The following is a 16,691-nucleotide window of genomic DNA, read 5'->3' as shown; positions in this document are numbered from 1 at the left end:
GCTTCATGCTGGAAACGACGCCGATCGGCGTCGCAAGTCCGAAAAGCACCAGCGTCTTCTGATGGCCTTGGCGCAACGGACGGTCTCGCTGACCATCAACAGCGCCACAACTTGTTCCGCGTAGTTTGAGACCAGAAGCGGCATCGTGCGCCGTTTCGCTTCGGCTCCACCGCGATAGGATAGCAGCCCCGCACTTGGGCGGCGCGGCGTAGCCGAAGGATCTCCCGTTCGTATGACGATGCCGCTTCCCGGTTGCGGGGGCGGGATGGAAATGTGCGGCGAGCGCTTCGGGCGAGGCCCGTACTGCGTACCCCAGTGTCGATCGAGTCACTCCGAAGCTGCGCGCTTCCGGAGACGCGTCTTTGCGCGCCGACGCGGCCGACACCAACCGACGAGAAGAACCGGAAAAGCAACAACAACAAGAACAAGCGGCAGACACCGGGTCCAGGAGCGAACGAGCGTCAACCAACAGCCTTCGGGGGGCAGGATCGAATGCGATTTCGTGAAACAGGTTCGTTTACGGCATTAGCCATCGCCACGGCGCTTGCCGCCACACCGACTTTTGCCCAGGACAATGCCGCACCGGCGCAAGAAGCCGGCGACATCATCGTCACGGGCACACGCGTCACCGGCCTGCGCGCCGCCGACAGCCCGGCACCCATCCAATTGTTGAGCGCCGCCGAACTTTCCCGGACGGGGCAGCCGGACCTCATCCAGGCGCTTGCCCAGAACCTGCCGAGCGTCCAGGCCCAGGCGTTCGGCAGCGACCTTCAGGCGCACAACCTGCAGATGAAGCTTCGCGGGCTCAGCCCCAACCACACGCTGGTCCTGCTGAACGGCAAGCGTCGTCACGGAACCGCCAATGTTTCGATTGCCGGCGGTCCCTATGGCGGCAGTGCCGCGCCGGACATCAGCTTCATCCTGCCGCTGTCGATCGACCATATCGAAGTGCTGCAGGATGGTGCAGCCGCCCAATATGGCACCGACGCGATCGCCGGCGTCATCAACATCATTCAGAAAAAGGCCGATCATGGCGGCATGATCACGGCGACGGGTGGTCGCTATTTTGATGAAGGCGGCAAGACCTATGCGGTCGCCGGGAATGTCGGCTTCGCGCCGATCGAAAACGCCTTCGTCAACGTGACCGTGGAGAAGAAGCGCAAGGGCTTCAGCTTCCGCGGCGACATCAACCCGCAGGTCTATGGCGACAACGCGGTGGCGCAGCGCTACCTCTCGCTCTACCCGGCGATCCGCACGCTGCCTCATTATCCCTATACCAACCGTATCCTCGGCGATCCCTCGATCAGCCAGACCTCGGTGATGGTGAATGCCGGCTATGATTTCGGCGACTATGAACTCTACGCCTTTGGCAGCTACGGCCATAAATATGCCCGCGCCTATGAGAATGTCCGCACCCCGGACGTGATCGTCAGCGCAGCAGGCGTGCCCTTCTACCCTGCCGGCTTCCAGCCGCTCGAGGCCATTCGCGAGACCGACTATGCGGTCACCACCGGCTTCCGCGGCGCGCTTGGCGCCGGCACGTTCGACATCGCCTCCACCTATGGCGACGACTTTGTCGGGGTCTATGTGCAGAATTCGGGCAACGCCCAGCTGTACCGCGCCACCGGCTTCACCCCCACCGAGTTCCACAATGGCGACTTCAAGGCCAGCCAATGGACCAATACGCTCGACCTGACCTACCCGATCGAACTGGGGCTGTCTGAACCGGCCAACCTGGCCGGCGGGCTGGAATGGCGGCGCGACACCTATGGCATCGTCTCCGGCGACCCCGCCTCCTATTTTGGCGGCGGCGCCCAATCCTTTTTCGGCTACAGCCCCAATGACGCGGGCAACCACAGCCGCACGAACTTCTCGCAATATCTTGATCTCAGCATCAAGCCAGTCGCGGCGTGGCTGATCGACGGCGCTGTCCGCCACGAACATTACAGCGATTTCGGCGACACGACGGTGTTCAAGCTGACCAGCCGCTACGACGTCTCCGAAGCGTTCGCGGTGCGCGGCACCGTTTCCACAGGCTTCCGCGCGCCCACCCTTGCCGAGGGCTTCTACTCGGGCATTAACGTCGCCCCCAGCGGCATTTCCGGCGTGCTGCCCGCCAACTCGGCGGCTGGCGCAGCGCTCGGCTTTGGCGGGCTCAAGCCGGAGAAGTCGACCAACTTCAGCGCAGGCTTCGTCTTCCATCCCGCCAAGCGCCTGAGCGTGACGATCGACGGCTACTGGATCGACATCCGCGATCGCATCCTCATCTCCAGCTCCTTCTACGGCTTTCGTGGGCAATTCTGTCCGCAAGGCTATGCCGGCTCGAACGCCAGCCGCTGCGTCGCCTACAATGCCGACAATTATCTGACCTACAACCAGAGCTCGGTATATAACGCGGTAGCTACCGCACTCGGCGGCTCGATCCCCAGCTATGTGCTGCTCGACGTGAACGGCGAGCGCAACATCGACGGATCGGTAGCGGTGCAGACCTTCGTCAACGGTGCCAAGGTGCGCACGCGCGGTATCGACTTCACCGCGAACTACATGTCCGATTTCGGCGATCTCGGGACCGTCGACTGGTCTCTCACCGCGAATTACAACGAGAACCAGGTACGCAGCATCTCCGGCCTGCCCACCCCGCTCTACGTCAATCGCACCGATCCCAGCCGCTCGGCCCTGATCGACCGCTACAGCCTGGTCCAGCTGGAAAACAGCACGCCCAAGTTCCGCGCCACCTTCGGCGCCTTCTGGACGCGCGGCATCTTCAGCCTCAACCTGCGCGAGAGCTATTACTCCCGCGTCTACGCGCTGGAATCCACGCCCGGCAACAGCCCGCTGCGCGGTGCTGATACGATCGTACCGGTCAACGCTGCCTTCATCACGGATGCCGAACTGACGGTTCAGGTGCTGGAGCCGATCCGGCTATCGATCGGCGCAAACAACCTGTTCAACCACTACCCGACCGAACGGTCTGCGGAGAATATCCGAAACCCGCAGTTGATCGCCGGATCCCGCACCTATTCCAGCAACCTTTATCCCACAATCTCGCCATACGGAATTAACGGCGGGTATTATTACGGCCGCATTACCGTGAAATTCTGATGAGTTATCGGCCGGGACATCCTTCCCGGCCGATTTGTCGCGTTCGAGAACATAAGTTCGGGAGTGATGCATTTGCTATCTTCTTCACAGGACTGGCTGATCCCCATGCTGGGTCTGCTGGCCGCCGGGCTCGCTGCCGGTTTCGCTGGTGGCGTGTTCGGCATTGGCGGCGGCTTCGTCGTCGTGCCCGCCCTTCTCGTCATGCTGCCACTGCTCGGCGGCGCGCAGCATCAATATGCCCATGTCGCAATCGGCACCTCGGCAGCGACGATCATCATTACGTCGATCCGATCGGTGATGAGCCATCATAAGCGCGGATCGGTAGATTTCGATATCCTCAGAACCTGGGCACCCTGGGTGGTATTGGGCGACGCGATCGGCGTGCTGCTCGCCAGCCATGTCGACGGGCATGTGCTGACGCTGGTGTTCGCCAGCGGCGTGCTGCTGATGTCGATCAATTTCCTGGTGCCACGCCTGGGCAACCGGGTGATCAGCGACACGATGCCGATGGGCGTCGCCCGGGTTGCCATCGCCGGCGGGCTTGGCACTTTTTCGTCGCTGTTGGGCATCGGCGGAGGCACGATTGCCATCATGGTGATGACGTTGTGCGGTCGCTCGATCCACCGCGCCGTTGGCACCGCCTCGGGAATCGGAACGCTAATCGCGATCCCCAGCGCCATCGGCTTCGCGATCATCGGGCTGCGGGAGCCCGGCCTGCCCTGGGGCTCGCTCGGCTTCGTCAATCTGCCCGCCACCGTCGCGATCGCTTCGATGTCGATGCTCACCGCCCCGCTCGGGGTCGCGGCCGCCCATGCCTTACAACCAGCCATGCTGAAACGGGTATTCGGCATTTACCTCATCGTGATTTCGCTCGTGATGTTCCACAACGCGCTCAAGTTCTGATGCGTGTCTTCAATCCATTCTGGGAGACCATCCACATGACCATCCTCGAAACGCTCAAGACTTCCGAAGTGCAGGAAGATCTGCACGGCCGTGGCTATTCGCGCCGTGACCTTGGCAAGATCGCCGCGCTGCTCGGCGGCGGTGTCGCGCTCGGCCGGGCCGCGCCAGCCTTGGCCCAGCAATCGGCCAGAGCCGTGGTGGGCGCCGTGCGCATCGGTTCGAACGAATGCTGGACCGGCCCGCTGCCCGCTGGTGCCCAGGCCGCGATGAAGATCGTGATGGAGGGCAATCGCTACGAACCGAACAACGAGCATGAGAAGCTGTTCGCTGCAGTTTCCGCCGTGGAAGGCCTGCCCGCCACGCACATCAAAGCGTGGCCCGGATCGAGCGACCCGCTCAACCGCGCGGCGGTGACGTTCGCCTCGCCCACCCGCGGGATCGTCACGGCGGACCCGACATATGAACAAATCTGGCGCACCGGCGCCTGGTTGGGCGCGAAGGTCACCAAGGCGCCGCTCGGCCCGCAATATCAGCACGACGTGAAGGCAATGCTGGCGGCGGATCCCAATGCCGGGCTCTATTATGTCTGTTCGCCGAACAACCCCACCGGCACGCTGACCCCGATCGAAGACATAATGTGGCTGGCGGAAAACAAGCCGAAGGATGCGGTGCTGATCGTCGATGAGGCCTATATCCACTTCGCGGGCACGCCAAATGCAGCGAAGCTGGTTGCCACGCGCGACGACGTGCTGGTGATGCGCACCTTTTCCAAGCTGTTCGGGATGGCCGGGATGCGGCTGGGCCTCACCTTCGCGGCGCCCTCGCTCCACGAGAAGATGATGCGGTATGACGGGATGCAGGTTACGAACATGCTGCCGATGACGGCGGTTGCATGCGGCACGGCATCGGTGCCGCTCGCAAGCGAGATCAAGGCGCGGCGCGACGAGATGATCGCCGTGCGCGAAAAAGCGATCGCGCATCTCCAGCGCCGCGGGCTGAAGGTGCTGCCGGGCAGCCATGCCAACATGTTCATGGTAGATTGGAACGGCAAGGCGCCGAAGGAAATGATGGCAGCGCTTCTTGCGCAGAAGGTGCAGATCGGGCGTTCCTGGACCGCCTATCCCACGATGTCGCGGGTCACCGTCGGCTCGGCGGAAGACATGCAGAAGTTCACCCTGGCCGTCGACAAGGTGCTGCTCGGCTGATCATTTAGGACTGCGCGATTGCAAGGGGCTGCGCTTTGCTCCCGGCGCAGCCCCTTTTCGCGTATGGAGCAGCCGTGCACGCCATCACTGCTCTACACGCTCCGTCTATCCATGTTCCGGGCCATGCTCCGTCGCGCATGGCCCGGCCGCTGAACAAGAAGGCATCAGAACTCCTTGCTGATCCGCACGCGGGCTTGGCCGACGCGCTCGCCCGCCGCGCCACGCATGCCCACTTCCATGTCGATCATCCAGCGCACGAAGAGGTTCAACCGGCTTCCGATCGTGAACTGATATTGTTCGCGCTGCCAGCCGGTGGTGCGAAGGCGGTATACGGAGTCACCGGTGAAATCCGCATAATCGAGCGCCTGGATCCCCGCGCCGCGGAACTCGTGCAGCCATTCCGCACCAACGCGCGGGCTCACTAGCGCGAAGCCGATGTTGCGAGTGAACTCGACCCGGCCGCCAAGGACCCCGGTGAGCGAACGGATGCCACGCGCGTCGAACCGTAACGAATAGCGGTCGGCCCCGGTTTCGGCATAGGCATCCAGCGTGCCCTGGAGCCATTCCATCCGCCCATAGCCCGACCAGCGCAGTCCGGCGTCCTGACGGTCCACCCCGGCCGAGACCGCGCCGAACGTCATGTCGCCTTCCCGCTTGCCGAGCGCCACAGCACCATTGTCGACAACGTTGCGTCGCGTACGGTAATCGAGCGTGCCGCGACCGATCATCGCATCGATGAACGTGCCGTCGATCGGCGCGAAGCTGCCATAAGCGGCGAGTATTTTGGTTTTGCTCTGCACGCGTGCCGCCTCGCCATCGATGCGGCTCACATCGCTGCCGAAGCCGCCGCCAACACCCAGCGACGCCCACTCGGCAAGCCGCACATCGGCGCCACCCGACAGGCCACCGCTCGAAAGGCTGATCTTGGCCCGTCCCGATCGCCGATCCAGCGTGCCGACTTCGATGGAACCGCCGGTCCACAGCGCGACCGAACCAATCGCACGGCTGCCCGAGCCCGAAGCGTCGTCGGCATCTTCGCCCTCTTCTCCCGTCGCCGCTTCTGCCTTGTCGCCGCTCCGCCGATCGGAATCGCGGGTAACGCGGCCCGGCAGGGCAGGATTGGTAACGGCATCGTCCATGCCACCTGCCCCACGGCCCATCATCATGCGATCGCGATCATTGAGCGACAGGGCCGCATCATTCGCCGTATTGTCGGGTGCTCGCGGCGTAGCGAACACATCCCGCAGGCTCACGGCGATACCGAACGGGTTGGTGGCACCGCCGCCATGGTGGAGCTGTTGCGCCCGCGCCATGAAGTTGGACACCTGTGTCCGTGCAAAGCGGCGCGCCGTTTCCACCTGGGTGTCCGAGATTGCCCGGACAACGGGATCGGCCGACGGATCGGGCCGAGCAGTAACGGTGACCGTCACCTCCGCCGGTGCGGAGTTGCCGAACGCATTTGCCAGGCGATAGCGCACCACCACCACTCCGCCGAAATGCGCCTTGGTGGTCACATCAAGCCGGAAGGTGGGTTCGGCAGCGGTGCCGCCCTGAACCACACGCGCCGTCGCCGCATCGGCGGGCGTGATGCTTTCGATGACGGCGGCGGGGAAGGGTCCGCCGATGGCACCTTCGGTCAGTTCCACCGATACGGTTTGCGCGTCGCCTATGCTGGCGGTTTTCGGCTGCGCCGTCGGAACTTGTCCGGTCACGACAATCTCCACCGTCGCGGGAACCGAGCGGCCGCCCGGGCCCACCGCGACGAACTGGAAACTATCCGTTCCGGAGAAGCCCGGACGAGGCGAATAGATGGCGGTCCATCCCTGCGTCGCCATGACTCTCGCGCCGCCGCCGGTCCGCGTCGCCGCGGCTGCCGCGACTGCGGGCCCCCGCAACGTGAGCGTGCCGTTACGCGGGGGCTCGGCGATTTCCACTTCGGTGAAGTTGCCGGACACGAGGGTCGACAGGTCGATACCGACGCTGGAACCATTCTCCACGGTCGTACCCGCCGCAGCGACGTTGACCGGCTCCGCCGCAGGCGGTGGCGGCATGGCGATCGCTACCGTCACCGTCGCTGGTGCGGAGGTGCCGCCCGGGCCCGTCGCGGTGTATGTAAAGCTATCCTCTCCGAAGCTGCCGGGCGTCGGCACATAGGTGGCCGTGGTGTCGCTGATCGTCACCGTGCCTTTGCTAGGCGCCGTGCCCAGCGCCAGCGCGGTGAAGACCCCCGCAGGCTGCAGCGTGATCGCCTGTCCCGGGCTGTCGAATGCGACATCCGCGCTCAGATTGCCGGCAGTCGGCGCACCCGGCGTGGCAATCGTCAGCGTCACCGTCGCCGGCGCTGAGGTGCCGCCGGGACCGGTTGCCGTGTAGGTAAAGCTATCCGCACCGAAGCTGCCTGCTGTCGGCACATAGGTGGCCGTGCTGCCGCTGATCGTCACCGTGCCCTTGCTGGGCGCGGCGGCCACCGCCAGCGCGGTGAACACGCCCGCCGGCTGCAGGGTTAGCGCCTGACCGGTGCTGTCGAACGCGACGTCCGCGCTCACGTCGCCCGCAGTCGGGGCCGCCGGTGTGGCGATCGTCACCGTCACCGTCGCCGGTGCCGATGTGCCGCCCGGGCCCGTCGCCGTGTAGGTGAACGTGTCCGCCCCGAAACTGCCTGCGGCCGGCACATAGGTAGCCGTGGTGCCGCTGATCGTGACCGTGCCCTTACTCGGCGCCGTGCCGATCGCCACGGCGGTGAAGACTCCGGCGGGCTGCAGCGTAATCGCCTGGCCCGTGCTGCCGAAGACGACATCCACGCTGACGTCCGCGACGGTCGGCGCTGCCGGCGTCTCCACCGTCAACGTCACGGTTGCCGGCGCCGAGGTGCCGCCGGGGCCCGTCGCGGTATAGGTGAAGCTGTCGTTGCCGAAATAGCCGCTGGCAGGCGTGTAGGTCACAATGTCACCCGCGATGGTCGTGGTGCCATGCGATGGACCTGCAGCGACCGCGATCGTCGTATACGCGCCGCCGCTTATGGTCGTGGAAAGGTCGATTGCCGTTCCTGTGCTGGCATATGGAACGATCACGCCTGAGCGACCGCCGGCTACGGGCGCCGCAAGAACGGTGATCGTCTGGCTGATCGAAGCGGCGGCGTTATAATTGGCGTCACCTGCCTGGCCCACAACGACAACGCAGTTGCCCGCACCGGTGAACGTCACGGACGCGCCGCTGATCGCACAGACACCTGCGCTGGCAGCATCGATCGTGTAGGCAGGCACCAAGCCGGCCGACGAGGTTGCGCTGACCGCATAGGCGCCGGCCCCGACGGCGACAGAGCCCGGCGCAGTAGAGGTGAAGCTGAGGCTCTGGTCGCCCTTGGCAATCGTGCCGCTGACGGTGCTGCCGGTCACTGTCACGGCAGGGCTGTCGCCATCGGTGACTGCAATGGCATAGCTGAACGCGCCCGCATTGGTCGGCGTGCCGCTGACCAGCCCGGTGCCGGCGTCCAAGCTGGTGCCTGCCGGCAGTGCGCCCGATACGAGCACGAAGCTGTACGGCGGAACACCGCCGGTGGCCGTGTTGCTCTGCGTGAACGCGGTGCCGACCTGCGCCGTGCCAGACGCGCCTGGCGTGATCGCCAGCGTCGGTGGCCGGACCGTGAAGCTACGCGTCACCGCGGGCGCAGCGTTCCACACGCCATCGCCCGCCTGATTGGCCACGACCGTGCAGAGCCCCTCCGCCGCCAACGTCAGCGTATTGCCCGAGACAGCGCAAATCGACGCGGTGTTGCTGACAAAGCTGACCGGCAGTCCGGAGGTCGCGGTGGCACTGAGCGCCACCGTCGATGTCGTAATCGCCACGTCGGGAAGCACGGCGAAGCTGATCGTCTGATCGGCGCGGTTCACCGTGAAGCTCTGCTGTACCCGGACAGCGGGGCTGTAGTTGGTATCGCCTGCCTGATCGGCATTGATCACGCACGTGCCCGTGCCGATGAAACTCACCGCGGCGCCAGAGATCGTACAGATCGTGTTGCTCGACGCATCGATGGTAAAGGCCACCGCCAGCCCGGACGTTGCCGTGGCGGTCGGCGTATAGGTCGCTCCACCCACCGCCGCCGCCGTCGGGGCCGTCGATGTGAAGCTGATCGTCTGGCTGCCTTGCCCGACGGCGAAGCTCTGCTGCACCTGAACGGCCGGCCCGTAGCTGCTGTTGCCCGCCTGATTGGCGTTGACCCGGCAGGTGCCTGCGCCCGTAAAGCTCACCGTGGTGCCAGAGATCGTACAGACCGTGTTGCTCGACGCATCGATGGTGAAGGCCACAGCCAGCCCGGACGTTGCCGTGGCCGTCGGCGTGTAGGTCGCTCCACCCACCGCCGCCGCCGTCGGGGCCGTCGATGTAAAGCTGATCGTCTGGCTGCCCGGCCCGACGGCGAAGCTCTGCTGTATCTGCGGCGCAGGATCGTAGCTGGCATTGCCCGCTTGGTTGGCGTTGATCGTGCACGTACCGACACCCGTGAAGCTCACGGTGCTGCCCGCCATTGTGCACACCCCGCTGCTGGATGCGTCTATCGTCAGAGCAACTGTGAGCCCGGACGAAGCGAGCGCAACCGGTGTATAGGTTGCGCCACCCACCACCGCCGCCGACGGCGCCGTCGATGTGAAGAGCATATACTGCGCGCGATCCGAATTGACCCTGAGCCGCAGCGTTCTGACCAGCGTCTGCGAAATCGCATCGGTCACGGTGATCGTGAAGTCGGTGGCAGCGAGCACGGATGTGGGCGTGCCGCTCAGTGCGCCCGTCGAAGTGTCGAAGGATACGCCGGTCGGCAGCGTAGCGCCGCTGATCGCGAACGTGTACGGGGTCTTGCCATTTGACGGGAGCACCGGCCGAAGTGCGCTGAAGGTTGACGTATTGGCGGTAGCCGTGATCGACGTTATCGGCTGCGTCGCGGTGAGTTCGCTGTACGCGGTGAACGTTCGCGTGACGGAATCGCTCGATGTGTTGCCCACTGCGTCGGTTGCTCGTGCCTTCACGGTGCGAGAGCCGGCCGTCAGTCCGGAGAGCGTGTAGGTCCAGTTGCCACTGCCGTCCGCAGTCACGGTTCCATCGGCGCTCCCGTCCAGATAGACCGTTATCGTGGCATTCGCTTCACCCACACCGCTTACCGTTCGGTTCGTCACCACACGTTCCGAACCACCACTGGGGTTCGTAACCACCGGCGCGTTTGGTGCCGTCGCATCTACCGTCCAGCTGTAGTTCACTGAAGCGCTGGTACCCCCTGCACTCGTCGCGCGCACTTGGAACGTGTGGTTGCCATCGGCCAGGCCTGCATAGGTCACCGGGCTGGAGCAGTTGGTGAAGGCGCCACCATCCAGGGAACATTGCGCCGTGCCGCTAGCCAGGGTGAATTGGAAGGTAGCGTTCGCGCTGTTCGTGGTTGCCGTGGGCGTGGCGGTCAAGGTCGGCGTGGTGGGCACGCCCGCAAAGGTGAACTGGCTCGATGCACCCGTGGCGCTGGTACCGCTGGGGGTGGTGACGGTTACATCCACCGTGCCCGCGCTGGCGGCAGGGGCGGTCGCGGTGATCTGCGTGGCGCTGTCCACCGTAAACCCTGCAGCCGCCGTTCCCCCGAAACTGACGGCGGTGGCGCCGGCAAGGCCGGTGCCGGTGATCACCACGGTCGTGCCACCCGCAATGGGTCCGCTGGTCGGCGATAGGGCGGTGATCGCCGGAAGAACGACCAGGTTATTGGTCATGCTGAAGTTGGTCGAGGCACTTCCGGCGGTTGCGGTCACCGAATAGCTGCCGCCAGACCCGTTCGCGGTGAAGATGCCGGCGCTGGCCACCCCCGAACCATCGGTGTTGACGGTGATGCTGTTGCTGTTGTTCGAAAAGGTGCCGCTGGCGCCGGAGGCCGGTGCGGTGAACGTCACCGGCGTGTTGGCGATCACGGCGTTGGACGCGTCCAGCACGGTTACGCTCAAGGGCGTGGCGAACGCGGCGCCGGTGGACGCGGTCTGATTGTTCCCGCCGCTTAGTGTTACGGTTGTCGGCGTCTGGACCGCAGCGATCGTCGTCGGGTCGCTGGCGCTGGCCGAACTTCCGGCATTGCCGCCCGATAGGGTGACACTGGGCGTAACGCTCGCCGCCGCATTGCTCGCGATGTCGTACCGCAAGGTTAGCGGATTGCCGCTGGCGCCGTTGGCAATCGTATTCGAATAGATGCAGCGAGAGGAAGTGCAACTCCAGCCAGAACCGGAGCCGCTATTGTAGGTCATCCCGGTCGGCTGCGTGAACTGCAGCGTCAGGTTGGTGCCGGTGTTCGCGCCGCTGGCGCTGGGCGTGATCGTGTAATCGACCGTGCCGCCCTGCTGCGGCGTCCCGGAGTGCGTCATGGTAACGCCCAGGGACAGGCCGGAATCGATGTAAGGTATGCAAGTGACAGTAGCGGTCGTCAGGCTTCCGGACGTCGTGCCAAGGTGGTCGACCGCCATGCCGATCCCCTGCAATCCGCTCGGCACGTTATAGTAGCCGGTATAGGTGCCGGTACTGGTCGGGTCCGGGGTGACCCGTGCGCCGGTGGGCGCGCCAACGAAGGTGTTGTTGATCCGGAAGCGAATGCGCATGCCGCCGGTACCACTGTACTCGCTGACCACGGCCGTGAATTCGAGCCTGTCTCCAACGGTAAAGGGGCGCGTGCCGGGAACAAGGTTCGGTCCGGTCGTGTCCGTATACCCGTCCACGGCGCCGATCATCGACAAAGCGACCGAGTTCGTGGCGTTTCGGGACGTAGTCTCTGGCTGACGCGGGTCGCCGGCGACGATCCTTGCAGTGAAATTGATCAAGCCGTCATTGACAGCCATGCACCCGCTACTTTGCGCTTGTGCCGATCCGGGAAGCAGAAACGTCGCCGCCATTGTCGCTGCAACAACAGCATGGGCCATGTGCCCTGTGCGGTACACAATGGCTCCAAGCACCCCCGAACACCCCATCACTTTCATACATCCCCCTCACGAACACGCCAGCCCAAGGCGGTTCATGCACAGATCGCTGACCTTTCATGCGACCCAGATTCTTCTTTTTTATATACCCGACTCGGATCCGATACTGCAAATCGGATCAAATTTCACGACTTTCCCGCAATCGCACAACTGTTTCGCGGGCGATACAAATATGTTGTAAATTCGATATTTTACACGTTAAATAGGCATTAACGATAACGACGGTTGTCGTTTTACAACCGAGTCCGTGCAATTTCCCTTTTCTGGATATTGCTTACGCCGCTACTGTATCTTGAATAAGAGGCAATCAACAGCAAGGAGGGTGGAGATGGATCCGTTTATAGGCCAGATCATGCAAGTCGGATTCCGGTACGCACCAGTCAATTGGCTGCTCTGCAACGGCACCGTGATGCAAGTGAACCAGAACCAGGCGCTCTTCGCCCTGCTGGGAAACACGTTCGGAGGCAACGGCCAGACGACATTCGCGCTGCCGGACGCGCGAGGGCGCGTGTTCCTGGGCACGGGATCGGGACCCGGACTTACGCCTCGCAACCCAGGCGCGAATGGCGGGCTGGAGCAGGCTTCACTCTCCGTCCAGCAATTGCCGGTTCATAACCACACCGCCACCTTTTCGCAGACAACGTCCGCCGCCTTCAGCGGCCAACTGACTGCCTTGTCCGGCCTTGACAACGCCACGGAAGTTGCGGCGCCTGAGAACGGTGCCTTCTTGGGTACCATCTCCGATCCCGATACCAGCCCAAAATTCTACGTCCCCGCAAGCCATGCCAACGATCCGGGGGTGACGGCCGTCAACCTGGCTGGTGTCTCCGGCCAAGTCGGTAGTATTTCCGGCGGCGTAGTGGTCAATAACGCCGGGGCCAGCGCGCCGGTATCGATGATGCAGCCGTTCCTCGCAGTCACCACGATCATCGCCGCCGTCGGCGTTTGGCCGGAGCAGCCCTGACAGCCTCCATCAAACCGCGATGGCAAGCCAAGTCGCCGGGAGGTTCATCCTCCCGGCAAAGGCCACGACGCCGACCACCGGCTAAGGAGATGGTGCTGCAATACCATATGACCGGTGTGCCGCAGGCAGGCGGCAGCCCGGCCCTATCTAGGGGCAACACCGCCTCCGCGAACGCGGACGATCAGGTGAAGATCGCCTGATAGCGTCGGGTCTGCTGCCTGGGCAGGATCTGGGTTATGTGGATCAGATAAGGTCCACCGCGTCCGCAATCGCATTCGTAGCTGTCGTCAAGCAAAACTACACTCCACGGCGCTTCGAATATCAGTTCGAAAGGCTCGCGGAAATCGGCGCCGATAATCGGCTTCAGCCGCTGAACGCACGCCAGCAGAATTTCCACCGGATGCGGCGCAGTATTCACGCGCACCTTCTTGCCGACCCAAGGCTCGAAATCCTCTGGCGTCATCAACCGCATCACATGCCTTCTCCGAAACCCTCTCTTCTTCTGCCGCAGCACTGCACAATACGAAAGAGACGTTTTGCAGCGAGACGAGACTTGATATCCTCGCCGAACATGATGGGCGCCCTTCCCCCATTTGCTGGGACTGCGCGGCTACGTGCCGTCTTGCGGCAGGACGAGCCCTTTCTCCTGCGCCTCTACCACTCGGTGCGGGCGCCGGAACTGCTGCTGCTGCCATGGAGCGAGGCGGAGAAGCGCGCCTTCGTCGCCGATCAGTTCCGGCTACAGCAGGCGCATTACCGCAAGAACTGCCCCGGCGCAGCATACTGGATTGTCGAGGACATGAACGGGTGCGCGATCGGCCGCCTCTCGCTCGATCGTACCGGCGCTGAGTGGCGGTTGATCGAACTTGCCTTGCTGCCGGAAGCGCGCAGTCGCGGCATCGGCACGCAGTTGATCGGTTGGGTCCAGCAGGCGGCGCGAACCGCCGATGCAGAGGCGGTAACCCTGCATGTCGAGGTCACCAATCAGTCGGCCTGCCGCCTTTATCGGCGTCTGGGCTTCATGGAGGCGCCGTCGCAGTTCGCAACGCACCGGTTTTTGCGCTGGACCGGCTAGCCGCGGGTGAGGCAGCGCCCAGATGTCAGGCGATCCACCCCAAAAAGGCTGCACCTTCCCCACTCGGATCGAGCCGGAGGTCCCCGCCATGCGCCAGGAAGATCTGGCGGGCGAGCGCCAGTCCAACGCCTGTACCTTGCGGTTTGGTGGTGAAGAATGGCCGGAAAATCGCGTCTCGGTCCGCGGCGTCGATGCCGGGGCCGTTGTCCGCCACGCGAACCAGCGTTTCGCCTGCACCCATGTCGATCCTCAACGAAACCGCGCCGCCCGCCCGATCGTCCACGGCTTCGGCGGCATTCTGCAGCAGCGCCCATAGCGCTGCGTTCAACTGATCGGGATCGGCATGCAGCGGCAACGCGTCCCGCACCTCAAGCTGGAGCGATATGCCAGGCCAGCGCGTGGCGAACAGCCGCGCCATATCCTCCCCGAGTTCGCGCGCCGACATTTGCTGCCGCACCGGCGCCGGCAGCCTTGCCAGCGCGCGATAGGATTCGCCGAAGCGCTGTAGCCCGGCCGCGCGACGCGCCACCGTGCCGACCGCCTCACGCAGTGCGGGCAGCGGCGGGGCGGCATCTTCCAGCATGTCCGCGGCCGTGCGGCTCAGCGAGGCGATCGGCGTCAGCGCGTTGACGATTTCGTGGCTCAGGACCTGCACCAGATCGCGTAAGGTCGCTGCTTCCGCCGCCTTCAACTCGGCGTCGATGTCGATCAGTGCGGCCAGCCGGCTCTGCGCGCCGCCGAGCGCGAAATCGCTGGTGGCTAGGGCATAACTCCGCCCGGCGATCACGACCGTCGCCGCGCGCGTCGTGCCGTCGGCGGCGATGGCCTGGATAAGCGAGGGCGGCGGATCGGCGACGAAATCGGCGGCCCCGAAAAGCCGCCGGGCAGCGCGATTGATCGCGTGCAGCCGTCCACCGCCATCCAGGGTAACGAATGGCGCCGGCGATACGTCCAGCAACGCCGTGAGGCGTCGTTCGCCTTGGCCGGGCGGCGGCACCGGCGCAGCCTGCGGCGGCGGCGACGGGCGAGGCTGGCGCGCATGGACCACGGCCATCGCCACGCCCCACAGGCCCGCGAGCGATGCCACCAGCGCGCTGGCGTACAGCCCCGCCTGCCATGCCAGCGCCAAGCCAGCCCCCGCCGCCAGCAGCAACAGGCCGCGGAACAGTGCGGTGAAGGCACTAGAGCCCATATTTGGCCATCCGGCGATACAGCGCCGCACGAGTCAGCCCGAGTTCGGCCGCTGCCCGACTGACGTTGAACGCATGCCGCTTCAGCGCCGCAGCTACCAGCGCGGATTCGCTGCGGTGCAGGTTCAGATCCGCGCGAATCGCGCGCGGCTCGGTCGAATCCGCGGCCAATGCCAGGCCCAGCGCGGCAACGTCGATGGCGTCCCCGCCGCCCAGCAACACCGCCCGCTCGATCGTCTGGCGCAGCCCGTGAACGCCATCTGGCCAGCTATCCGCAGCGATGGCGCGCATCGCTTCGTCGGTTAGCGTCCGGAGCGGCTGGGCGTGACGGCCGGCGAACAGAGCCAGGAAATGGCGCGCCAGCAACACGGCGTCATCGTCACGGCCCGCGAGGGGCGGCAGCGTGATCTCCACGGTGTTCAGGCGGTACCGCAGGTCACTTGCCAAGACACTCCGCAGCGCGTCCCGGCCCAGCCTGCTCGTGGCAAGAACGCGAACGGCCCCCAACTTTCGCGCCAGTTCCGGCTGCAGCGCGGGCGCGAGCTCGTCCACGCTCTCGATCAACAGCGTCGCATCGGTGGCTGCATGCACGCGCGCTTCGATCGTCGCCAGATCCGCGCCGGCGGCATCGAGAACAACCAACGGCCGCTCCGCCCTGGCGGAGGCACGGTGGAGCAATCGCGCGGCCAGCGTCTTGCCGCTGCCGGGGGGACCGCTGATCGATACTGCGGCGTCGGTTGGCCCAACCCGCGCGATCAGGCGCCGCGCGGCATCGATCGGCGGCGCTTCGCCGAGCAGCAACAGCGCCTCCTCGCCCGCCGGTGCAGGTGCTGCCGCCAAGCGGGCATGGCGGAGCGCCACCGCCCGCTCGACGGTGGCGAGCAGGCGCTCGTTGCTCCATGGCTTGATCACGAAATCGCTCGCCCCGCCGCGCATCGCCTTCACCGCCACGGCGATCCCGCTATGCCCGGTGACGACCACCACCACAGCGTTACGATCCGCGGCAAGTAGTCGATCAAGTATCCGAAAGCCTTCCTCCCCGTTCGTCCGCCCACGAGCGAAATTCAGATCGAGCAGGATCGCATCCACCGGCCCCTCTGCGAGCCGTACCCAGGCTTGGTCGGGATCTGCCGCGGCACGCACGCGCATGCCGTTCCGCTCGAGCAGCAGCGTCGCTGCGTGAAGGATGTCCGGATCGTCATCAATGACCAGAAGGATTGGCGATTCGGATCGCATAGACTTGACCGCTCCGGGCGAGTGTTCGGA

Annotated in this window: 9 protein-coding genes; 5 read left to right on the top strand and 4 right to left on the bottom strand. The window is 64.8% G+C overall.

Annotated features, from left to right (window positions below; genetic code table 11):
* Nucleotides 1-492 precede the first annotated feature (492 nt).
* The 3 genes from B215_RS0105005 (at nt 493) to B215_RS0104995 (ending at nt 5,210) form a co-directional block, all read left to right on the top strand.
* Nucleotides 493-3,102 carry a TonB-dependent receptor plug domain-containing protein gene (locus B215_RS0105005; RefSeq protein ID WP_019368536.1) on the top strand — a complete coding sequence of 870 codons (2,610 nt, stop codon included), beginning with the start codon at nt 493-495 and terminating at the stop codon, nt 3,100-3,102.
* 66 nt (nt 3,103-3,168) lie between these two features.
* Entirely contained in the window at nt 3,169-4,005 is an 837-nt protein-coding gene (locus B215_RS0105000; RefSeq protein WP_026008955.1) for a sulfite exporter TauE/SafE family protein, read from the top strand.
* 35 nt (nt 4,006-4,040) lie between these two features.
* Nucleotides 4,041-5,210, top strand: coding sequence for a pyridoxal phosphate-dependent aminotransferase (locus tag B215_RS0104995; protein WP_037513147.1), 1,170 nt, complete (start codon nt 4,041-4,043; stop codon nt 5,208-5,210).
* Nucleotides 5,211-5,374: 164 nt separating this feature from the next.
* Here the strand turns inward: B215_RS0104995 and B215_RS0104990 are convergent, their stop codons facing one another.
* Nucleotides 5,375-12,058 (bottom strand): autotransporter domain-containing protein, encoded by a 6,684-nt coding sequence (locus B215_RS0104990; RefSeq protein WP_192813031.1) that lies wholly within the window; start codon nt 12,056-12,058, stop codon nt 5,375-5,377.
* Nucleotides 12,059-12,524: 466 nt separating this feature from the next.
* Here B215_RS0104990 and B215_RS0104985 point away from each other — a divergent pair, with 466 nt between their 5' ends.
* A complete protein-coding gene (locus tag B215_RS0104985; protein WP_019368532.1) occupies nt 12,525-13,160 on the top strand; it encodes a phage tail protein in 636 nt (211 codons plus the stop codon).
* A gap of 181 nt (nt 13,161-13,341) precedes the next feature.
* Here B215_RS0104985 and B215_RS0104980 read toward each other — a convergent pair whose 3' ends face one another.
* Nucleotides 13,342-13,632, bottom strand: coding sequence for a DUF6916 family protein (locus tag B215_RS0104980; RefSeq protein ID WP_019368531.1), 291 nt, complete (start codon nt 13,630-13,632; stop codon nt 13,342-13,344).
* A gap of 99 nt (nt 13,633-13,731) precedes the next feature.
* Between B215_RS0104980 and B215_RS19580 the strand changes: the two genes are divergently transcribed.
* Nucleotides 13,732-14,235 carry a GNAT family N-acetyltransferase gene (locus B215_RS19580; RefSeq protein ID WP_050990133.1) on the top strand — a complete coding sequence of 168 codons (504 nt, stop codon included), beginning with the start codon at nt 13,732-13,734 and terminating at the stop codon, nt 14,233-14,235.
* Nucleotides 14,236-14,260: 25 nt separating this feature from the next.
* Here B215_RS19580 and B215_RS0104970 read toward each other — a convergent pair whose 3' ends face one another.
* Entirely contained in the window at nt 14,261-15,427 is a 1,167-nt protein-coding gene (locus B215_RS0104970; RefSeq protein WP_019368529.1) for a sensor histidine kinase, read from the bottom strand.
* Nucleotides 15,417-16,661: a sigma-54-dependent transcriptional regulator gene (locus tag B215_RS0104965; protein WP_019368528.1), complete on the bottom strand. Its 1,245-nt coding sequence runs from the start codon at nt 16,659-16,661 to the stop codon at nt 15,417-15,419. Before B215_RS0104965 ends, B215_RS0104970 begins: the two co-directional genes overlap by 11 nt.
* Nucleotides 16,662-16,691 lie beyond the last annotated feature (30 nt).

Origin of the sequence: Sphingomonas sp. ATCC 31555 (genome assembly GCF_000282895.1) — a bacterium.
Taxonomy (GTDB): domain Bacteria; phylum Pseudomonadota; class Alphaproteobacteria; order Sphingomonadales; family Sphingomonadaceae; genus Sphingomonas.
Note: the sequence above shows the minus strand (reverse complement) of the source record. Positions and strands in the feature narration are given on the sequence as shown.

Bases quoted from the DNA above. Each gene is read 5' to 3' on its own strand.
- B215_RS0105005 (WP_019368536.1), top strand. From the start codon at position 493: ATGCGATTTCGTGAAACAGGTTCGTTTACGGCATTAGCCATCGCCACG.
- B215_RS0105000 (WP_026008955.1), top strand. From the start codon at position 3,169: ATGCATTTGCTATCTTCTTCACAGGACTGGCTGATCCCCATGCTGGGT.
- B215_RS0104995 (WP_037513147.1), top strand. From the start codon at position 4,041: ATGACCATCCTCGAAACGCTCAAGACTTCCGAAGTGCAGGAAGATCTG.
- B215_RS0104990 (WP_192813031.1), bottom strand. From the start codon at position 12,058: ATGGCTGTCAATGACGGCTTGATCAATTTCACTGCAAGGATCGTCGCC.
- B215_RS0104985 (WP_019368532.1), top strand. From the start codon at position 12,525: ATGGATCCGTTTATAGGCCAGATCATGCAAGTCGGATTCCGGTACGCA.
- B215_RS0104980 (WP_019368531.1), bottom strand. From the start codon at position 13,632: ATGCGGTTGATGACGCCAGAGGATTTCGAGCCTTGGGTCGGCAAGAAG.
- B215_RS19580 (WP_050990133.1), top strand. From the start codon at position 13,732: ATGATGGGCGCCCTTCCCCCATTTGCTGGGACTGCGCGGCTACGTGCC.
- B215_RS0104970 (WP_019368529.1), bottom strand. From the start codon at position 15,427: ATGGGCTCTAGTGCCTTCACCGCACTGTTCCGCGGCCTGTTGCTGCTG.
- B215_RS0104965 (WP_019368528.1), bottom strand. From the start codon at position 16,661: ATGCGATCCGAATCGCCAATCCTTCTGGTCATTGATGACGATCCGGAC.